The sequence below is a fragment of the Streptomyces geranii genome (assembly GCF_002954775.1).
Taxonomy (GTDB): Bacteria; Actinomycetota; Actinomycetes; order Streptomycetales; family Streptomycetaceae; genus Streptomyces; species Streptomyces geranii.
On sequence record NZ_PJME01000088.1, the window covers coordinates 1 to 19544 of the forward strand.

The window sequence follows — 19544 nt, forward strand, 5'->3', positions numbered from 1 at the left end:
CAACAGCAGAATCACGTGCTGTCCCCGCGGTCTGCTTGAGCCGTGTGCGGGGAAACCCGCACGCACGGTTCTGAGGGGGGCCTCGTCCCGAGAGGGGCGGGGCCTACCCGACAGATGCGCCGCCACGCCGACGACATCCCCCGAAGCGAGCGAAGCCTTCTGACCGCTTACTGGGCGCTGTCCGGCTACGGCCTGCGCGCTTCCCGGGCCCTGGGCTGGCTCGCCGCCGCCATGCTCGTCACCATCGTGCTCCTGATGAGCGTTGACCTCCCCAAGGACGCCCCGAAGCAGGAAGCGACCGGCACCATCCCCGCCAGCGGAGGCACGGTTACCTTCGAGATCGACAAGGACGAACCGCACAACCCCACGGGGAACCGGTTCACCGGCGAGCGTTTCGAGAAGGCCCTGCACGTCACGCTCAACTCGGTGGTCTTCCGCTCCGCCGACCAGGACCTGACCACCGCCGGCACCTACATCGAGATGACTTCCCGCCTGGCCGAGCCCGTCCTTCTGGGCCTCGCGGTCCTCGCCGTCCGCAACCGCGTCAAACGCTGACCCAGGCGACTTCGCAGGGATGGGTCTACTCGCGAAGCGAAGCCGACTCCCTTCAAGGGTGTGACTGGGGAGTCGTGGTTCAGGGCCGACCGATGGGGCTTCGGATGGCGGGGAAGCGTTGCGTCTCGCCAGACTCATACTCGCTGTTGAGCCAGCTTCGGATGCGGGCGGGAGTGTCGATTCGGACAGGCGTCAGTCTCGACGGATTGCAGAGTGCCGCACCACACGCAAGTCCATTGCCGCGCCGGCACTGCCAGTGCTGCTTCGAGATGAGACCGGTCCGCTGCCGGGATGTCGGTGAGGCCGTCGACTGCCTTTTCACGGACGAGGAGGTCGACGTCGCATAGGAAGGCAGACGCGTCACGGTGTTGGTGCTGAGAAGCCAGTTGCTGCGCCTTTACTCGGGCGATCCCCGCACGGATAACCGGGTCCTGCGTGGGAAGGGAACGCAGAGGCCAGCGAAGCGTGAGGAGCGTGGCCGTCATCACCCGGGCCACGGCCGGGATCTGTGCCAGCGCTTCAGCGAGTTGCTGGGGCAGCGACGAAGGGACGGACTGGGCGCCGTCCGTGAGTCGCAAGGATAGCTGGGCGAGCCACGGATTCCCCGTGTGCAGGGCCTCCAAAATGAGGTCCGTGTCAACCGTGCTCGGCTGAACCTTTCGGGGGAGCAACCGGGTGCTGTGTTTGAAGAGCAGTCCCCAGTCTGGGTCGTTTTCGCTGTCCAGTGATTGCAGCTGTGCGGCGACGAGGTCGGGAGCCAATCCGGTGCCGTCCAAGGTGGCGCGGCACAACCGCTCGGTGAGATTACGGTGCTGCTGCACCGCTTGGTCGGGGACGGTCGCCATGGCTTTAGCGATGCCGAGGGTGGCGACGAAGGCGGCGGCATCGTTCAGGTGCCACGCCTCGCTGGCGGCGAGGACGGGTCGCGGTTCGGCGAGTCCACCAAGAAGCCGGAACAGCGCTGCTCTCTCGTCGGCCCATCTCATGATTATGGTCGCGGACGATGGGATCGGTTGGGTCATGGCCCGGGCCGCCGCTGCGAATCCAAGGTGATCCAGCTCGGTCGTCAACCAGAGGCAGAAGCCTGTTGTGGTGTACGACCGCGCTGCGGTGGCGAGGGCAGGTGCGATGTCTGGGCGTGAGGGCAGGAGGTGGATGAGGGCGGCGCGGATGAGGGGTTCGATCCCTGCCAGGCGAAGCCTGGGGAGGTTCTCCTCGACTGGCTCGGGATTGTCCCCGCTAGGGAGTCCGTATAGGGCCGTCGCCACGGTGTCGAGTTCAGCCGCGGTGAGTGCCGTTCCTCGCTTCCGTGCGGTCCTGCAGGCGCACAACGCCTCCACTACGGCAGCCTGGTGAGATCCCAGCTTCGCGGTCGCTGCGATTAGTCGATCGGTCTGCTCGCAGGTGAGGTCGTCGTCGGCAAGGCGGATCGCGAGCTGTGCCGCCGGGGGAGCCTGAAACAGACTGAGAAACCCGGTGACGCCCTTGGCTCGGTCTGGTTCCTTGATGGTGGGGAGCCGGTCAAGCTGGGCGTCACGGACAGCTGTGAGTGCGGTGGGGACGAACACTGCCCCGTCATCGAGCGCGTCGTAGACGAGGTCGAGCGCATCATCGCCAACGTGGAGTGCCCACCGGATCAGTTCGTCGGCGGCTGCGGGAGACAGACTGGCAGCAAGCCGGGCACTCTCATAGCGGTCCGCGTCGTGGAGGACACTGGTCATCCAGCCTTGGAGTTGTGTGGTGTCCCGCACAACCCACTGCACCTCCCCGATCTCCGCAAACAGCCGGACGCGGGCATTGAGCGCGCCGCGATGGGTATGTGTGATGAACACCCCCGCTGTCGCGTCCCAGTAGTCAACGATCTTCTCTGCGCCACTTGCGGCAACCCCCGGAGCCAGCCCCCAGTGGTGCCGCAGACGGTGCTCCACTGCGTTCTTCGCCTCGTCCCAGGGCGGGTCTCCGGCAATGACCAGATGCGCAATGTCCTGATAGCAGTCCAGCAGAGGGTCGCCGGCCAGGGACGAGTCCATGCCAGGCACGACGGCGTCGGGCCGTCGGAAGTCCCATCGGTGAACGCTGTCGCGCAGGACACCAACGAGTAGGCCAGCACGGGTGTTTGGGACTGAGCCCAATGGGCGCCGCGCAATGGTCAGAACCATGAGCATTGCGAGCAGCGGCACCCGCCACAGATCGGCTTCGGACTCCCGGGAGCGGCCGATGCGCTGAGTGCGTTCCGAGATCCACTGTTCCTGGGTCTTCTGGGAGTCATCTCCTGCCATGGAGAGTTCTTCCAGGAGCACGCGGGCGGTCTGTTCCAGACTGCTCGGCTCTCCCAGCTCATAGCAGGGCAGTTGCAGGACAGATGCAGCCGCTACGGACGAGTGCCGAGAAGTCACCACGACGTCTATGGTCGAGGGCAGGTCGCCGATCAGCGCAGCCAGCGCCTCCACGACGGGGCCCTGACGCTCATGCACCTCGTCCAGGGCGTCCAGGAGGAGCAGCACCTCGCCAGCCTCTATCCGGCGAGCCAACCCCGCTCTCAAGGAGGGGTACTCGGTATCTGCTGCAACCTGAACAACATCGTCGATCCGGAGCCGATATGGGCCTGCGACTGGCAGGCACACCTGAAGGTCACGCAGACGGAGCCAGACCGGCACGGGGGCATTGGGCTGGCTGGCCCATGCGGCGGCAATCAGTCGCAGGGCCACGCTCTTGCCCATCCCAGGACGGCCGACCAACAAGAGCTGACCCTGACGGCGGACGATCGAGACCAGGTCGTTACCAAGAGTCCCGATCTCAGTGTCGGGGGCATGGAGAGGCGTGGCACGCAGATCCTCCACCAGCCCAGGCACGTCCAGGGAGGTCAGGTTCAAGCCCAGGTCGGCCAGCGGAAGCACATCCTGCTTCTGGGCCCACCTGCGCCTGTAAGCAGCGACCGCGTCGTCCTCGGCCTGCAGGCGCGCGGCCAGTGCCCCGCCAGCATCGGCAGTCAGCGGCAGCGCGGCATCGGTCAGCCACTGACGCCACATGTTTACGTCGGACGGGGTGCGGGTTTTCGCGCGATCTTTCAGGCGGGCTCGCATGGCCTGGAACGCTGGCAGTCCATGGCCTGCAGTGACGATGGCAGCGTTGAGGCACGCTGCTCCCAAAGCCTCGTCCCGGCCGTTCTCGTCGGCCTCCAACTGCTTGATCTTGGCCACGCCCAGCAGCAGGTCTGCCTGTGGTTCGGTCAGACCAAGGCGGACCGCCTGGACCTTGAGCTCGTCGACAGCGAGTTGCGCGGTGGATGTCAGCGATGCGCCGCCGCGACGCGCGTCAAGCGCCTGTGCCAACTCCATGAGGTCATCGGTCCACTTCTGTCCGACAACCAGGAGAACTTCGTCTACCGCCGTACACTCCCCCGCCCTGATTGCTGCGCACCACTGCTTCAGGGCAGCGGTGAGAGAAGCGCGGTCACCGCTGTTCTTGGCCTGGATGAACACATGGGAGCCGTCAGCCATGTCGACGGCGATGTCGTCGACATGCACGTCGGCTTCCAGCAGCATCCGCTCCGGGGCGGCCAGGGAGCTGAGCCACGGCACACGCTCACCGAGAAGCCCATAAGCAGCGATCAAAGCAGCGGCACCAGCCCGATGACCACTGCCTGCTTCCCCAGCGGCGCCGCCAATGGCTCCCCTGTTTGGTTGCGACACCTGTCGGTTCTCCGATGCCTAGATAGCTGAAGGGGCGACGGATCGCAGCAACGTGATGTCCCACGTGAAGGACAGTGTCCCGACTGCTCCGGCAGTCTTCTTCAGTCGGCACCAGCTGAGCGGTCCGCGGCCCTCAGCAGCGATGACCCGCACCCTGGTTGAGGTCTGAGAGGACCACATGTAACTCCTTATCCGGTTCGCCATTGCGTGCGAATGAGGCGCAGTGATCAGTCGATTGGGGTTAGCCGAGACTGAGTGCCGAGCGACGGAACTCTATGGGCAGGAACCGGCTTGAGCACCCCGTCACGGCCGAAGACATCCAGCAGCAGCCCTCCCGCGCGGCGGCGACATGGCCGGTTGCTACGGCTCACGCTGATGACCTGGACGCGCCTTCCAGTGAACTTCACCGGCGTCGTCGTCGCAGTTCCACGCTTCCAGGACGTTCGCGTGCAGCAGCCGGTCGAAGAGGTCATCCAATTGGGCCTGCGACATTGCGCACAGGCGGGTGAGCTGGTCGGCGTCGGCTCGCCCGGTGTCCGCTCCCGTGTGTGCGGCCAGCACGAGAGCGGTCAGTTGTATCGCCGGCGGTGCGGCTCGGGCCACCGCCAGCGGGGCCGGGTGTAGCGCCCAGTGCGCGGCCCGTGCCCGGCTTGTCCGGCCGGGCGCCGGCGTGAGGGCGTCGGCATCGAGCAGTTGCGCTTCCACGCCGCCCTGCCCCTTGGTCATGCCGGCCGGTAGGCAGCGCAGCCAGCCGGCGTGTTCCAGTTCCTGCCAGGGCATGGCATGACCGCCGAGGCGCATCGCGCGCAGGAGCCCGCCCGGCAGGTGCACCTGTCCGTGGCCGTCGGCGCGGAGCGCGCACTGCAGCGCGAGCAGCCGGGCGATCGGAGAGGAGAAACGGGGCAGGACCGTTGCGAGCTGGGTGAGCGTCTCCCGTACGCGCCGTCGTTGGTCGTGCTCATGAGGCCGACTCCCCCGCCGTCGGGCGCGGGCTGGGCCGGATCTGCAGGACGTGAAGGTGTCCGGAACAGCCGCAGCGTGGGGAACTGCTCCCGCGCAGGCAGCGCACATGTCAGCCAGGCGCCAGATCCGGCCGCCATGCTCGCGCATGAGCACCAGCAGCACGGAACCGGCACACCCGTGATGGTGCGGATGCCACCGGCAGCCCCGTTCCCGGCACTGGCAGATCCGGAGATGGGGAGCGAGGACGTCACGGCGGGCATGCCCGGCCAGATGAGCAAGAACCGCCGACCGCGCGGAGGATGCCTCCAGGGACTGAACTGCCGGCACGCACAGAGGACAGGCAAGCACCGGTCCGCCCGACTGCGACCGCAGTTCGACCGTCCAGACGCGCCGCACTACCGCGTGTGTTGTGCAGAGCCTCATCGGGCACGCGCTCCTCCCGCCCATCCGCACCGAACCGCCCCACGCAGGCGGCTGGAAGTGGCTGACAGCCGCACGATAGTGCAGACCTCTGCCCACCCGTCTGGACGACCGACAGGAAAGTAGGGCAGAGGTCTGCACTGACAGGGCAGGTGGCTGCACCGTCGGATTGACGAGTGACGATCTTCCCGCCCGATCCGAATCTCGACGCGCTGCGCCTGGAGCTCGCGCGTCTGCGGGCGGTGCGAGGTTGGAGCTACGACGAGCTCGCCGCCCGCAGCGGCCTGGCCAGGCGCACTCTCATCGAGATCGAGCAGGGCCGCACTATCGGGACCCTGAAGACGTGGCACGCCCTTGCCCATGCGTTGAGCACGCCGGTCGAGGACCTCTTCGGCTTCCTCTGCCGGGGCCACGATTCACCTGGCCCGGACGACGCCTGACGACCCCCGTCAGGCGTCGTCATTCATCACCCGAACCGGTGATCCGGGGGCGAACGTGTGAGTGTACGCTCGCACACCCGTTGCCATGAATGGGGCCGGACGGGGGACTCTTACGGTGCCGATGACGGCTGCCCGGCGTGTCATCCGCGATCTTCGCGCACATGCGCTCCACATCCCCACCTTCACGACGGCACTGCGACGGCAGCCCCGTCTCCGTTCACGCGCGGCGTTTCCTCCGCGTGGATCCCGACGGTCCCAGCCGGCTCCTGCGCTGCGGCCAGAGTGACCGCTGCCGTGACTGCGGCAACCGGATCGAGTGGTACCAGGGCGTCAATCAGCGGCCTGTGCGCTTGCATCCCCCCGAACTGCCGGTCGCCGAGGTGCCCGACTCCTGCCGCTGGCACGTCAGCTCCGGCGTCGCCCACCCCGCGGGCGACGGCAGCAGTTGGTGCCGCGTGGCGCACGCCGTGCTCTGCCCCGCGCGGGGCACTCCGCCAGCCCCGCCCGAGCTGGCCGGACTGCGCCGCCGTCTGGCGGTCAACACCCGCCGCCTGATCGATGCCGGGGCCTTCACGCCCTATGCACCGCTGGAGGCTGAGCCAGCGACATCGGCCGTATGCCGTCCGGCCCGGCCCGTCGTGCGGCTCCTGTACGTCCGCTACCTCGCCACCCGTCCCGTGGACGAGATCCAGTGCGTCGCGCAGACCCGGCTCCGCCACCGCTGCACCAGCACGTTGCTCACCCCCGACGCCCCCGCAGGCACCTGGCGCCTGATGCCGGCCACCGCCGCAACCGGTCAACTGGCCCTGCCCACCGCGGTGATGGCCGTCTACGACCTCACCCGCCTGCCCTACGTCGAGCAGCTGCGCTGGCGCACCCAGCGCTGTACGCAGCACGCTGCCACCCCCTCGGCCCCGGACCTGACAGTCGCCGACTGGGAACCCTTCGACCCGTTCATCCATCACGAGCACATCCACACTCGTCTACCCAACCGCACCCGGCGCCCCGGCCCATCAGAGCGCGGACGGGAGGCGGGCCGCCTGTGACACCGCACCACGCCATCGAGATCGCCCTCACCCGGCCCGCCACCACCGCCGAACTCCACCGCGCCCGCCGCACCGTGGCGCTGGCCGCCAACGCGGAACGCACCCGGCTGATGGCCGTGCAACAGGCCAGCAGTCCCGGCCGCGCGTTGCACCGGCTGCGCCACCAGCTCAATGCCCTGCTGCCCATCGACGTTCTGACCACCCACTACCCGGACCACCGAGGCCAGGTCCGGCTCAATGTAGCCTTCAGCCACTCCGCCCGCACCGCCATCCACCAGGCCGCAGCCGCCCGGGGCCAGCGGCCCCAGGACTTCCTCAGCCAGAGCGTGACCGCAGCCGTCACCCGCCACAAACGAGAACGCGCCCAGCGACTGACGGCACAACTGGAAAGGCTGCTCGCCCACCACACAGCCGAGGAAGTGCTGGCCTGCACGGCCAGCACCCTTCTCGCCCACCGCCCACCACCGGGCCAGTAGGGCCTGTGCGGCACTCCACGGAGCCGACCGCCGACACCATCCTCTTCCCCCCTGCCGCCCTCCCTCTTCCGCGGAGTCCTTGTTGCCCACCCCGACCGACGAACAGACCGAAGCAGCCGACGCCTTCCGCGCAGGCCACCACCTCGTCCTGCAAGCAGGCGCCGGCACCGGAAAGACCAGCACGCTGAACCTGCTCGCCGCCGGCACCACACGCCACGGCCGCTACCTCGCCTTCAACAAGGACATCGCCCATGACGCCTCATCGCGTTTCCCCCGGACCGTGCTCTGCAAGACCGCCCACGCCACGGCCTACGCCGCCCTCGGCCACCGCTACACCCACCGCCTGAACAGTCCCCGCCAGCCCGCCTGGAAGACCGGCCAGAACCTCGGCATCACCCGCGCCATCCGTATCGGCGACCACGACGTCAGCCATCGGACCCTGTCTCACACCGTGCTGCGCACCCTGACCCGCTACTGCCACTCCGCCGACCGCACCCTGGACCGCCGCCACGTACCGCACCTGCGCGGCCTGGGAACCCCGGCCGAACAAGCCCAACTCGCCGCCGAGGTCCTGCCGTTCGCCGTCAAGGCCTGGGCCGACCTGCAGGACCCCGACCAGAGGGTCGTCCGCTTCGAACACGACCACTATCTGAAGATGTGGGCCCTGACCGAACCGAAGATCGACGCGGACTTCCTCTTCCTCGACGAGGCCCAGGACACCAACCCTGTGCTGGAACAGGTCTTCGCCGCCCAGCGCGACCACGCCCAGCTCGTCATGGTCGGCGACTCCGCCCAGGCCATCTACGGCTGGCGCGGCGCCCGCGACGTGATGACCGGCTTCGACGCCACATCCCTCACCCTGACCCGCTCCTTCCGCTTCGGCCCCCGCCTGGCCGAGCAGGCCAACCGCTGGCTGCAACTTGCCGATGCACCCATCCGCCTGACCGGCACCGAGGCCATCCCCACCGAGGTCGGCACCCTCGCCCGCCCCGACGCGGTTCTGTGCCGCACCAACATCGGCGCCATGACCGAAGCCATGAAGCTGCTCGCCGGCGGCCACCGCGTCGCCCTGACCCGCGGCGGCAACACACTAACCGCGCTAGCGCTCGCGGCTCTCGATCTCAAGCAAGGCCGCCGCACGAACCATCCAGAACTGGTCCTGTTCGCCTCCTGGGGCGAACTCCAGGACTACGCCGCCCACGATCCCGCCGGCGGCGATCTCCAGCCCTTCGTCGATCTCGTCGACACCCACGGACCCGACGCCATCCTTGCAGCCGTCGACGAACTCACCGACGAGCAGCACGCCGACGTCACCGTCTCCACCGCCCACAAGGCCAAGGGCCGCGAATGGGCCGCCGTCAAAATCGCCGACGACTTCCCCCCGCCCAAAGACACCGACCAGCACGACGCCCAAGGCTGCCCGATCCCGGAACCGGTCAGCGACACCGACGCGCGCCTCGCCTACGTCGCGGTCACCCGCGCCCGCCACCACCTCGATCTCGGCGGTCTGTCATGGATCGACAGCCACCCCCACGTTCTCTAACCCACTCCATGTTGCTGCCCGGTCGTGCCGCTCCCACGAATCAGGATCTTCGGCCGACACGGGCGAGGTCCACCCGACCAGGCTGGCGGATCGACTTTTGCCGCAGATGACGAACATGGGTACGCATGTTCTAGTCAAGAACATCGGATCATATTAGATCTTCCGGACTTACGGGAGCAGCCGCTACCATCACCCGCAAACACATTCGCCAGGGGGGCGTCGTTGGAAGAGCGCTTGGTGCCGGTCAATGCCCTCTTGGGCCTATGTACGCCGAACGACATCAACCCTGCCGTGCTAACCCGGGCCGGATTCAGGATCGTGGGTCTTGAGATCACCGTGGCCTGCTCTGCGGGCGGCAGAGTGACAATTGATGTCGTCCTGCTCAACGAGGCCGAGTCTCACCTCGTTTTCTGCGAGTGCAAGTCAGGAAACAACATTGAGAACGAGCAGGCCGAACGCTACGGAATGATCGACCCGAAATCGGTCGTCACTGCCGCGGCTATTACGCTCAGCAACAGGGAGCCGCTGACGTCGGAGGTGCTGTACGTCTGCCTCGCCGATAAATCTGACCGAGTCATTCAGGGACTGGACAGTATTTCCGCCGACTATGCACTGCTGACGGTCGGTGATTCCGAGGTCACCTTAAGGCGAGCGGGCAAGGCCTCGAAGATCCTCCGGGACGCTTTCCCCGGAGGATCGGTCAAGCTACTTGCACCACCAGCGCGAATCATTGACTTTGATCACGACTCGCCCGCCTCGGTCTTCGTTGACAAGCTGCGCCCGTACCTCATCAAGGCCGCAGCCCGAAGGACTGAAGAAATCTCGGTGCCCCGAATCGCCGAAGATCTGTGCGTTCATTACAGAAGATACCAACAGGCGGTCAGGCAGCAGATCGCCAAGCGATTCCAAACGGCTCTGCGTCAACTGAGTGCCGAAGAGCCCGACACGTATCGTTACGAGCAATCGCCCGGCGGTGGGCCCGAAGGTGTGGTAAGGCTACTTCGTACCCCTGAGGAGTTTGACCACCGAGGGCGCACCGTCGCGTATCAGTCACTGGCGCGGGTATCTAGACGACGCAGGGGGAGGTCGGTCGATCCCAACCAGCTCGATCTGCTCGCCGATGTCGAAGGGTCTTCCGAGCTGGAAGATCCCTCCGAACCGTCTGACGATGAAGAAGAGGGCCTGGAAGGAGAGGAGGCGTCATGACCACGCGCGCGGACATGATCGATCGCTTGGGGTGCGATGTGTCCTCTCCCACCAGGACCATCGTGGTGGAGGCACACGACCCGAGTGGGTCCTCCTCGCCGGACGACATCATGGCGACCATCTTCGGTTCCTCGAATTTCGTGGAGACGGACGACGCCTACGTCAAACGAGCATTCGTCGATGGCGGCGAGGTGTGGGTCGACCAGCTTCAGGGCCGCTTCTGGTCCCTCCATACGAAAATGCCTATGGGTGGGATCCTCCCGATCTTGAAAGAAAAGATCGAGAGTCACCGAGAGCTGGACTGGCTCTGGCTGCCGTCGAATCATCTGCAGAACCTTTGGCCGGGTTCCAGTTCGAACCGCGTCAAAACAAAATTCCAAGGGCATGACTTCCTGCCCGCCAGTGATCCAGCGCAAGACCTGAGCATCAACCTCTCAGGTGGTGGTGCCGAGCGGCTTCTCGCCTATATCTCGGAGGAGGATAACTACCGCTCTGCGGTCTCCTTTGACAGTGTTCAGGTATCTGTCCGGGACTCCATCGGCAGGCTCGACGAAGCGGTTCACCGTATGGGGAGATTCGCAGTCACGGGAGACTTTGAATATCATCTCCAGTTCGTGAGCATCATCGTGGACAGATATCGAAATCTTGTAGAGCTGTGTGAACATTCTTCATTGGCGTGGAGCCCGCTCGACGGCAGTTCTGAGGACGGGTTCACGTTCAGCGGGGGCCCGATCTCCATTCGATTCAGCCGTGAGATCCCGGACATGGAGCAGTTTGCCGCGAGCTTGTTTGCGGCCAGACAGCCATTCCGATTGTGGGGAATCCCACAGTTCAAGGACGATGTGGTCTACGTCGACGCGGTCGATTTGCACGTCGGTCAGCAGGTCAGAATGGAAATCGGCCGTCAGTGGATGCGGGTCCATCTGGAGCCCGGCGGATGTGGCAATGCCATTGCCCGGCTGGTCAGTAATCTTCAGCATCGGTTTGACAGCAGGCTTGAATTCGTGGATCCGTCGCTGCAAAGCGCGCTGGCCTTGCCTGCTCCCGCCGGCGTCTGAGCTTTCGCTCAGCCGGGACTGAGGGGAAAGTAGCGCGCGCGTAAACGCTGTCCAGACAGCGGGAGCGGCTGAGACCGGCGGCGGTGGGGGTCACCGGCCGGTCACGTCTCAGGGAGTTGGGTCGCGGCCTCCGGGCCGAGGACCCTGACGAGGAGTTCGCGGAGGCAGGGGCTTGCCCGGTACATGTATGAGGGCAGGTGGTCGTCAAAGTCGCGGAGCCGGGCGGGGGACGGTGAAGACGTTCCGGGCTGATGCGCCGTGACACGCAGTGGTGCCCACCTCGTGGTCCGTGGGGTGGGCATCATCCTCGTGCGCGGAGTCAGACGGCGAAGGCAGCGATGACCCTCGACAGCCCACAGGCCCGCACATACACGCTGCCGCGCTGAGGCGGAGGTCTCGGTCTTGTCTGCGTCCGTGAGACCCGGCGGCACGCTGGCGCCGGACGGCCATCCTGTCCGCATCGTCAGCACCCGACCTGCGGGGACGGCTATTTGTAGGTTCCGCGGGACCGACCCGGAAACGGGGCAGGATCCGTCTCCAACGGCCCCGGGCACCTAGCCTCCAAGCCGGACCCACGGAGCCGCCCTGCGGCCTATTACTCTGTCCACCGCTCGGGCTCCAGGTTGTCCAACCGGCGATTCAACTCTTGCGTGACCGTGTCGTCCACGCCGAGGGTCTCTGTGGCCACCGTCGCCGCGTGCAGGTAGGCGTTCCTGCGGTTCGCCGCGGTGATGGAGCGGGCATCCAGGTTCTCGGCCTGCTGGACGGCATCGGCGAGCCGCAGGTATCCGTTGCCCGTCCGACGGAGACCGTTGACGAGGGCGCTGGGGGAGGGCGCTCGAAGATGGTTGGCAGCCGCGGTACGCAGGCGGCGGAATTCGGTCTGCTTCGCCTTGACCTGTCCGTCTTGCGTGTCCATGAACTCGGTCATGAGCAGAGCGACTAGGTCGCTGAGGGCCTCCCCGTTGGGCAGTTCTCCACTGGAGAAGAGCGCCCCGACACTGGACGTGCTCCGAGTTGTCTTGTATTTACCGGACAGGTAACCCTCGGCCCATGCCTTCGCCATTCGGGGGAGAGAGGGCTCACCCGCATCCAGGTGCAGCTGGTGCAGAGCCTCGTTGAGGGCCTTCAGTGGCCCGGCTGCAACGTCCGGCTTCTTGAGTTGCCCCACACTCGCACCAGCCTTCCAAAAACTTCCAGAAATAGCTTCGTAGCTTACTGCGACGTACGGGTTCGTACGGCAGCCTTCCGGAGGTTTCTGGCGGCCCGCCATGGGGCCCCAGGAGTCGGGGCGTTGCCACATCCTTGGGACGGAAAGGCCCAGGAACACAGAAAGAGCCCGACCGGCAAGTTGGTTGGCGCCCGCTGCCGGGGGCTCTCTGTGCGCCCTCAACCACCTGAGAGGTACTCCATGAGGAACCCGTTCATGATGTCTACTCCCGACGGCCGGGGCAAGACTCGTCCCTCCGTCCGCGCCGGGCTCTTCCTCGCACTGTCCGCAGTCGGTGGCTTCGCTTCACAGGCCGGAAAGACGGCGTGGGAGTGGGTGATCACGAAGTAGCGCATCAACCTCCGACTGCGGCCGGGCCGGTTTGGCAACCGCCGTCGGAGGTAAGCCGACACACCGTGGCCCGACGCCGGTGGTCTGGGTTCAATCCCAACATCGCTGGAGTGCTGTGGGCCCAGGTCAAACGCAGCTTTCTGGGGGCCGGAAATTCAGCTACTGCTAGCGCCACACCCCACCCTGGCAGGATCAGCGCATGCTCATCACACCTCTGCCCGGCGCCAACCGCAACGGCATCCACGACAACCTGCGGAGGATCCGCAACGCAGCAGCAAGCGCCCAGGGCCCCGGGGAGGAGACGGCCTACGGGCGGCTGCTGCGCTACCTGGAGTGGGCTAACGAGTCAGCTCGGCTCATGCGCGGACAGATCAGCGACACGGACATCGACCGCCTCGTACTCACCCGCACCCACGGCCAGCTTCTCGCCGGTGTCGGCCACCTCGCTGGTTCCGATCAGCAGCGCCTCGTGAACGGACTGGTCAGCATGGAACTCGCCGAGCGGGCATCGGCACTCGACGCCGCGGCCGACTCACTCATGGCCCACATTCGGCGGTGGGGCGGGCCAATCTGGCTGGCCGTTGCGGACTCCAGCTTCTATCTCAACAGCCCGTCCCCGCTCGCGAAAACCGACCTCCACGAGGTGATGGGCCTGCCCGAGGACGAGGAGATCCACCTGCTCTTCCCCATCGTGGTGGTCGACGAACTCGACCGGCTCAAGGAATCCGGGCAGCCACATCCCCGGTGGCGCGCCGGCCACACCCTGGGACGCCTGGACGAGACCATCATCACCGGCACCACCGGAGTCCTGCGCCCGAGAGGGCACGGCAAAGGACAGTCCGTCCGTGGGGCGATCACTGCGGAAATCGTCCTCGACCAGGCTGGCCACGTCCGGCTCCCGATCGCCGACGACGAGATCATCGACCGGGCGGCTACCATCCAGGCCATCGCCGCCCGCGAAGTCCGGTTGCTGACCTGCGACACCAGCCAGGCCACCCGCGGACGCATCGCCGGACTGAAGGTCACCAAGCTCCCCCACACCGCGGGTATCGGTGAAGAGCCGCCCCGTGACCGCGGCGGGAACCAGCCGCGCGGCAACGGCATCCGGGCACAGCGGAAGAACCGCAGTGAGGCCGAAGCCGCCGCTGCGGCGTCGGGTGCCTGATCTGAACATCGCCGATCTGGGGCCCGGGCTCGGCGAATGAAGCGCGGAACCCGAAGTCGACGGTGTACTCGACGCAGTACACCGGGCCCCGTAAGCAGGGCTTCCTCGGCGCATCGGCAGCCTTTCGGCGTTAGGACGCTGCGGCGGTGGGCAGTTGGTCGAGCGCGTCGGTGAGCTGTCGGGCGGACACGGAGCCCGCATCCGGTAGTCCGGCGTCACCGAGCGGGCTCCGACGTGGGCCTTCGAGGCCCTGCGGCACGACCGGTCCGAGAAACGGGCTCTCGTCCTGCACACGGGCCCCGACTGCTGGGCGGCGAAGGGCCGCCTCACCCCCGCGCCGTTGGTCCAGGTGCGGGTCTTCCTGCGGGAGCAATGGGCCACCGCGTGCGAGGCTTGCCAGCCGGATCCGTGATCGGACGAGCCCGCCCGCAGAGGGGAACGCCGGATCCCGGGGTGCGCCTAATCGCCTGGCGGATACAGGGGGCGAGGCGGGAGGATTCGGCGCATGGCTTCCCAACTTATGAGCATGGTGGACATTCTGCAGAGCCGATCCCTCGGACGGAGGCGGGCCGTATGTCCCCATCCAGAATGCGCGGTTGGCGTAGCCATGACCCTGAGGGACCGCCGCCAGGTCCACCCGAAACCCTCGACCAGCTCGGTTGTGACCACCCCCGCCTCAGTCGTGTACGAGGAACTCTGGAGCTGTGATCTGTGCAGCCGGGGGGTTCTGGAGCTTGTCGGGTTCGAGGGAGTGGCTCCGGGGTCGGCACTGGCGCAGGCCGAGGAGGCATCTCCGTCCGGTTGGCGCCGCCGGGTGTGGCCCGAGCCCGAGCCCCGCGAACTGTCCCCTGATGTTCCGGAGATGGTGCGGACCCTGTACGCCGAGGCGTCGCGCGCCGAGAGCGCCCGCGGTTTCCGTCTCGCCGGAGTCGGTTACCGGGCCGTGGTCGAGGAGATCTGCAAGGACCAGGGAGCCACTGCCTACAACCTGCTCGGCAAGATCAAGGAACTGGCCGACCGGGGCCTGCCGCAGGACGTCGTCGACTCGATGAACGAGGCCCGCGTCGTCGGCAACGACAGCGTGCACCACAACGTGGAGTACGCGGCCGACGAGATCGCCGATCTCGCGGAGATCATCGCGGAGGCCGTCGAGATCCTCTACGTCGAGCCGGCGAAGCGCAGGCGCATGGCCGACGCCCGCAAGGCACGCAGCGACGCGGCCAAGGCGCCGAAGCCGTGATCCCTCATGGTTCCCGGATAAGCCCCCCATATCCAGGTTCCATGGAAGTGCTTAAATCCGATGAACGGGGCGTCATATGTCGGATGGTCACAATGCGGTCGAACCGGTTGTCATCCCGGCTGCGCCGGCCCGGCCGGAGGAGTACGACGCCGCGACCCGGGCCGTGCTGGAGCACATCGACCACCAGGCCGTGCGCACCGTCGCGGACGGCCGCCCGTCGAGCACCCGCAGGAGCTACGCCCAGGACTGGGCGAGCTGGGCGACGTTCTGCGCCGACTCCGGGGTGCCCGTGCTCGCCGTCACCTCGGCACGATGGTGATGTTCGTCGAGTGGCTGTGGACCCGGCCCGGCGGGAAGACGGGCACGTTCACCGCCCCGTCCACCATCGACCGCCGCCTCTCCGGCACCGTGGTCTCCGCCCGCGCCGAGCACGGCGTCAAGCTGGAAGACGGCATTGCCCGCCTCGCCCGCAACCGGCTCAAGCAACTGGTCAAGGAGATGGAGGCCAACGGCGAGACCCGAGGCCGCGGCCAGGCACCGCCGCTACTCGTCGAGCACCTGGTCCGCATCAGCGCCGCCTGCCCGGACAACCTCCGCGGCATCCGCGACCGTGCCATGGTCCTCATGCACTTTGCCGTCGCCGGCCGCGAGCACGAACTCGCCTTCAACCGGGTACGCGACTACGCCGAGACCCCCGGCGGCATCCAGGCCGACCTGCGTGTGTCCAAGGTCCGCCCCCGCATCGTCCCCGTCCCCTACGGCTCCCGGCCCTCGATCTGCCCGGTCCGCGCCTGGCAGGCCTGGAAGGAAGCCGCCGGGCTCGACGACCCGGACGGGTACGCCTGGCGGCGCCTGCACAATCGCTGGCACACCGTCATGGACGGCGGGCTCCAGCCCACGGCGATCGGCGATGTCGTCACCCGCGCCGGCGAACGCGCCGGGATCGAGATCCGCTTCACCGGCCACAGCCCCCGCCGCGGACTCGCCACGTCCTCCCGCCTCAAGGGCCACGACCAGATCGTCATCGCCAAACAGGGCGGCTGGGCCCCCCACTCCAAGGTGCTGGCCAGCTACCTCGAAGTCGTCGACCAGTGGGAGGACAACGCCCTGCTCGGCGTGCTGTAGGACCCCATGACCTGGCCCACGAGGGCCCCCTACCAGGCATCAGCCAACGTCACCCCAGCCGGCAAGGGCCCTCCCGACGAAGGCAGCCCCGGCGGAGCGACGCCGGAAACCCCCGCGAAGTCGACCGTGCCGCCGTTGAACTCCGCGCTGTCGAAGTCGACCGTGCCGCTGATGAACTCCGCGTTTCCGAAGAGGGCCGTGCCGCCGCTGAACTGCGCGTTGCGGAAGAAGACGGTGCCGCCGCTGAACCGCGCGATGCGGAAGTCGACCGTGCCGCCGCTGAACTGCGCGCCGTCGAAGGGAACCGTGCCGCCGCTGAACTGCGCGCCGCCGAAGAAGACGGTGCCGCCGCTGAACCGCGCGATGCGGAAGTCGACCGTGCCGCCGCTGAACTGCGCGATGCTGAAGGAGACCGTGCCGCCGCTGAACTGCGCGCCGTCGAAGGAGACCGTGCCACTGCTGAACTGCGCGTTGCCGAGGAAGACCGTGCCGCCGCTGAACCGCGCGTAGGCGAAGTCGACCGTGCCGCCGTTGAACTGCGCGCTGTGGAAGAAGACCGTGCCGCCGTTGAACTGCGCGTTGCGGAAGGAGACCGTGCCGCCGCTGAACTGCGCGATGCTGAAGGAGACCGTGCCACTGCTGAACCGCGCGCCGTCGAAGGAGACCGTGCCGCCGCTGAACTCCGCGTTGCCGAAGGAGACCGTGCCGCCGCTGAACTCCGCGTTGCCGAAGGAGACCGTGCCGCCGCTGAACCGCGCGCCGTCGAAGGAGACGGTGCCGTGGAAGTGCGCGCCGGTGAAGTCGCCGCCGTCGAAGACCACGCTGGTGAAGTCGAAGCTGTAGTCGCACCAGGAGTGAGCGTGTTCAAGGTCGAGACGGAGGTGGTCGCGGATGAGGCGGATGACCGTGTGGCGGACCTGTCGCAGCGCGAGGTATTCGTGCCGGGCCGCGGTGTCCCCGGGCGGCAGGTCGGATTTCGCTGTGTAGGGCAGGCGCAGGTACGCGCACAGGACGTCGATGCACGTCTGGCGCAGGGCCCGGGTGGGTGCGTCGTCGGCGAGGTGTGCCAGGGAGTGAACGCCGCCGAGGCGGACTGCGGCGGAGGCATCGCCGAGCTGGGAGACGGCGACGGTGAACCGCTCGCTGTGCAGGCGGGTCGCGTCACGCAGCGCACCGTCCTCGTCCACCCGCTGGCGCCGGTAAGCCACGACCAGGGCGACCAGACCGCCGGCCCCGGCGACCACGCCGAATGACAGCTTCACCAGATCGAAGAGCGTCTTGGAGTCGATGCGCGGCTCGGCTTTGAGCTCCCGGACGCCGAGCAGGTCCCAACCGGCATAGAACACGCCACCTGCGACCGTCAGCGCGGCGATGAACGCCAAGGGCAGGACGACCCACACGTGCCACAGACGCAGACCACGCCGGCGCTCCCGGGTACGGGCAAAGAGAGGAGTCACGACCGGCAGGACGAGTCAGCCGTCACGGCGGTTGCGATATCCACCACCTGTGGTCCGACACAGTCGCCACCGATCACATATGCGGGAACCAGATGCTACAAACTCCGTTACGGAAAACACGGCTTGACGGACCGACACAGCCACGGGACGGTCCTCGAACTGGCCGGCAGTCTCGCCCACGAGGTCACACAGGCCCGCCTCACCCTGGAGTCGCTGGCCCCGGAGTCCGAAGCCGTCGTCGTGTGCCGCCGGCGCCGCATTCAGCTCCTGCTCAGCCAGAACACGGCCTACGATCTGTGCCGCGCTCCCCACTGCCAGCGCCATCCGATCGGTTCGGCGATCACCACGTGCACAGAACACCTGGGGGACTGCGACGCCCGGGCCCTGGCCGGCATGGCGCGGGACTGGGGATACATCCGAAGGGACGACGCCGAGCGGGATCCGGCCCGGCTCGGTGGCCGCTCGGAAGGAGACCTCCTCATCAAGGCCGCCGTCGTCCTGGGAACCTTCGAACGGGTGCGGGGCGTGCTGCTGGACGCAGCCTTCGGCGACCCGAACCTGTTCGACGACGAGTTCTCGGACCCCGCCGAGGCGCTCGCCATGCAGCATGCCCTGGAGCGGGAACGGCTGCGCTTGCACGAAGTGGGACGGGCCGAGGGCTTGCGCATCCGCAAGACCATCAGCTCGTGCACCGGCTGCGGCCATCAGCTGTACGGATGGAACCCCGTGATCCCCCCGCAGTACTGCCACAAGTGCGCTCCCCCGCAGCCGGCCGAGCACCCGCTGTACGCGTTCGCCGACTGAGGACCGCTTCCGGGCCGTGGGGAGCTCGCCTTGCCGCTGCACCTGCGCTTGAGGTGACAGTCGATCTTCGGCTCTCGGCTGGGGTTGTCCAGGGAGTGAAGGGACTTTGTGCAGTTCAGGGGTGCCTCGCTGGTGCAGGCACGTGCGGCACATGGCCGGGTAACGGTTCGGCCGAACCGTTACCCGGAACTCCCGTTCGGCTGGGATGAACCACCTGTCGTTGCCGGGGCTGCGGTCAGCGTTTGATGCGTCCGCGGATGGCGAGGGCGCCGAGGGCCAGGAGGGTGGGTTCGAGGAGGCGGGAGGTCATCTCGATGTAGGTGCCGGCGGTGGTGAGGTTCTGGCCGCTGTAGCGGAAGACGACCGAGTTGACGGCGACGCGGGTGGCCTTCTCCGCGCGGGCCCAGGTCATGCGCTTGGGCCATCCGCCGTGCAGGGCAGGGTCGGGGGTGCTGGTGTTGAGGCTGATCCTGCTGCCGTTCAGGGTTCCGGTGGTGGCGGGGTCGGGGTCGTGGGTGGGCAGGCCGATGCCCATCAGGAGCAGCACGGTCATGCTCATGGCGGCGAGCAGCCAGGTGAAGGCGCGGGAGGCGCGCAGGCCGTAGCCGGACAGCAGCCAGTACCCCCACAGCAGGCGGCGCTCGCCCTGTGCAGTGCCGGTCAGGTCGTGGCGGCGCATCTGTCGGGTAGGCCCCGCCCCTCTCGGGACGAGGCCCCCCTCAGAACCGTGCGTGCGGGTTTCCCCGCACACGGCTCAAGCAGACCGCGGGGACAGCACGTGATTCTGCTGTTG

General features: G+C 67.3%; 17 protein-coding genes and 1 pseudogene. 13 read left to right on the forward strand and 5 right to left on the reverse strand.

The genetic code is table 11. The annotated features are described in order from the left end of the window. The first annotated feature begins 114 nt into the window (after positions 1-114). Positions 115-555, forward strand: coding sequence for a hypothetical protein (locus CW359_RS43880; protein ID WP_105975868.1), 441 nt, complete (start codon positions 115-117; stop codon positions 553-555). A gap of 134 nt (positions 556-689) precedes the next feature. On the opposite strand, the gene CW359_RS43885 is transcribed toward CW359_RS43880, so the two are convergent. Further along, positions 690-4169 carry an NACHT domain-containing protein gene (locus CW359_RS43885; protein WP_157968748.1) on the reverse strand — a complete coding sequence of 1160 codons (3480 nt, stop codon included), beginning with the start codon at positions 4167-4169 and terminating at the stop codon, positions 690-692. A gap of 438 nt (positions 4170-4607) precedes the next feature. Further along, the gene (locus tag CW359_RS43890; protein ID WP_232838862.1) at positions 4608-5537 is read right to left on the reverse strand and encodes a hypothetical protein; all 930 of its coding nucleotides are present in this window, start codon (positions 5535-5537) and stop codon (positions 4608-4610) included. Positions 5538-5806: 269 nt separating this feature from the next. On the opposite strand from CW359_RS43890, the gene CW359_RS43895 reads away from it, so the two are divergent. From CW359_RS43895 to CW359_RS43915, 6 genes are all read left to right on the forward strand, one after another. Then, the gene (locus tag CW359_RS43895) at positions 5807-6070 is read left to right on the forward strand and encodes a helix-turn-helix transcriptional regulator (RefSeq protein WP_105975871.1); all 264 of its coding nucleotides are present in this window, start codon (positions 5807-5809) and stop codon (positions 6068-6070) included. 161 nt (positions 6071-6231) lie between these two features. After that, positions 6232-7116 (forward strand): DUF6083 domain-containing protein, encoded by an 885-nt coding sequence (locus CW359_RS43900; protein WP_105975880.1) that lies wholly within the window; start codon positions 6232-6234, stop codon positions 7114-7116. Next, positions 7113-7592, forward strand: a complete 480-nt coding sequence (locus CW359_RS43905; protein WP_198655607.1) for a hypothetical protein — start codon at positions 7113-7115, stop codon at positions 7590-7592. The genes CW359_RS43900 and CW359_RS43905 overlap by 4 nt, the downstream gene beginning before the upstream one ends. A gap of 82 nt (positions 7593-7674) precedes the next feature. Next, positions 7675-9135, forward strand: coding sequence for a UvrD-helicase domain-containing protein (locus CW359_RS43910; protein WP_105975872.1), 1461 nt, complete (start codon positions 7675-7677; stop codon positions 9133-9135). A gap of 222 nt (positions 9136-9357) precedes the next feature. Continuing rightward, positions 9358-10341 (forward strand): hypothetical protein, encoded by a 984-nt coding sequence (locus CW359_RS45650; RefSeq protein ID WP_157968749.1) that lies wholly within the window; start codon positions 9358-9360, stop codon positions 10339-10341. Next, positions 10338-11399, forward strand: a complete 1062-nt coding sequence (locus tag CW359_RS43915) for a hypothetical protein (protein ID WP_105975873.1) — start codon at positions 10338-10340, stop codon at positions 11397-11399. The genes CW359_RS45650 and CW359_RS43915 overlap by 4 nt, the downstream gene beginning before the upstream one ends. 595 nt (positions 11400-11994) lie before the next feature. On the opposite strand, the gene CW359_RS43920 is transcribed toward CW359_RS43915, so the two are convergent. After that, positions 11995-12318, reverse strand: coding sequence for a hypothetical protein (locus tag CW359_RS43920; RefSeq protein ID WP_198655608.1), 324 nt, complete (start codon positions 12316-12318; stop codon positions 11995-11997). An 841-nt stretch (positions 12319-13159) separates the two neighbouring features. Between CW359_RS43920 and CW359_RS43925 the strand changes: the two genes are divergently transcribed. The 5 genes and pseudogenes from CW359_RS43925 to CW359_RS43935 all read left to right on the forward strand — a co-directional run bounded on the left by CW359_RS43925 (position 13160) and on the right by CW359_RS43935 (position 16490). Then, positions 13160-14125, forward strand: coding sequence for a PIN domain-containing protein (locus CW359_RS43925; protein ID WP_105975875.1), 966 nt, complete (start codon positions 13160-13162; stop codon positions 14123-14125). A gap of 247 nt (positions 14126-14372) precedes the next feature. Beyond that, positions 14373-14537: pseudogene (locus tag CW359_RS47775) on the forward strand (DUF6233 domain-containing protein); the annotation flags it as partial. 249 nt (positions 14538-14786) lie between these two features. Continuing rightward, positions 14787-15365 (forward strand): DUF4145 domain-containing protein, encoded by a 579-nt coding sequence (locus CW359_RS43930; protein ID WP_232838863.1) that lies wholly within the window; start codon positions 14787-14789, stop codon positions 15363-15365. A 76-nt stretch (positions 15366-15441) separates the two neighbouring features. Beyond that, a complete protein-coding gene (locus tag CW359_RS47005) occupies positions 15442-15684 on the forward strand; it encodes a hypothetical protein (protein WP_232838864.1) in 243 nt (80 codons plus the stop codon). Continuing rightward, complete coding sequence (locus CW359_RS43935) at positions 15678-16490, forward strand: site-specific integrase (RefSeq protein ID WP_232838865.1); 813 nt, start codon at positions 15678-15680, stop codon at positions 16488-16490. The genes CW359_RS47005 and CW359_RS43935 overlap by 7 nt, the downstream gene beginning before the upstream one ends. Before the next feature lie 29 nt (positions 16491-16519). Here the strand turns inward: CW359_RS43935 and CW359_RS43940 are convergent, their stop codons facing one another. Next, entirely contained in the window at positions 16520-17947 is a 1428-nt protein-coding gene (locus CW359_RS43940; RefSeq protein ID WP_232838866.1) for a pentapeptide repeat-containing protein, read from the reverse strand. A gap of 123 nt (positions 17948-18070) precedes the next feature. On the opposite strand from CW359_RS43940, the gene CW359_RS43945 reads away from it, so the two are divergent. Then, positions 18071-18751 carry a hypothetical protein gene (locus tag CW359_RS43945; protein ID WP_105975878.1) on the forward strand — a complete coding sequence of 227 codons (681 nt, stop codon included), beginning with the start codon at positions 18071-18073 and terminating at the stop codon, positions 18749-18751. A 235-nt stretch (positions 18752-18986) separates the two neighbouring features. On the opposite strand, the gene CW359_RS43950 is transcribed toward CW359_RS43945, so the two are convergent. Next, the gene (locus CW359_RS43950) at positions 18987-19430 is read right to left on the reverse strand and encodes a hypothetical protein (protein WP_105975879.1); all 444 of its coding nucleotides are present in this window, start codon (positions 19428-19430) and stop codon (positions 18987-18989) included. Positions 19431-19544: the final 114 nt, after the last annotated feature.

Excerpts from the sequence above, each read along its gene's own strand:
- CW359_RS43935 (WP_232838865.1), top strand. The coding sequence starts at position 15,678 with ATGGTGATGTTCGTCGAGTGGCTGTGGACCCGGCCCGGCGGGAAGACG.
- CW359_RS43900 (WP_105975880.1), top strand. The coding sequence starts at position 6,232 with ATGCGCTCCACATCCCCACCTTCACGACGGCACTGCGACGGCAGCCCC.
- CW359_RS47005 (WP_232838864.1), top strand. The coding sequence starts at position 15,442 with ATGTCGGATGGTCACAATGCGGTCGAACCGGTTGTCATCCCGGCTGCG.
- CW359_RS43915 (WP_105975873.1), top strand. The coding sequence starts at position 10,338 with ATGACCACGCGCGCGGACATGATCGATCGCTTGGGGTGCGATGTGTCC.
- CW359_RS43950 (WP_105975879.1), bottom strand. The coding sequence starts at position 19,430 with ATGCGCCGCCACGACCTGACCGGCACTGCACAGGGCGAGCGCCGCCTG.
- CW359_RS43920 (WP_198655608.1), bottom strand. The coding sequence starts at position 12,318 with ATGGACACGCAAGACGGACAGGTCAAGGCGAAGCAGACCGAATTCCGC.
- CW359_RS43925 (WP_105975875.1), top strand. The coding sequence starts at position 13,160 with ATGCTCATCACACCTCTGCCCGGCGCCAACCGCAACGGCATCCACGAC.
- CW359_RS43880 (WP_105975868.1), top strand. The coding sequence starts at position 115 with ATGCGCCGCCACGCCGACGACATCCCCCGAAGCGAGCGAAGCCTTCTG.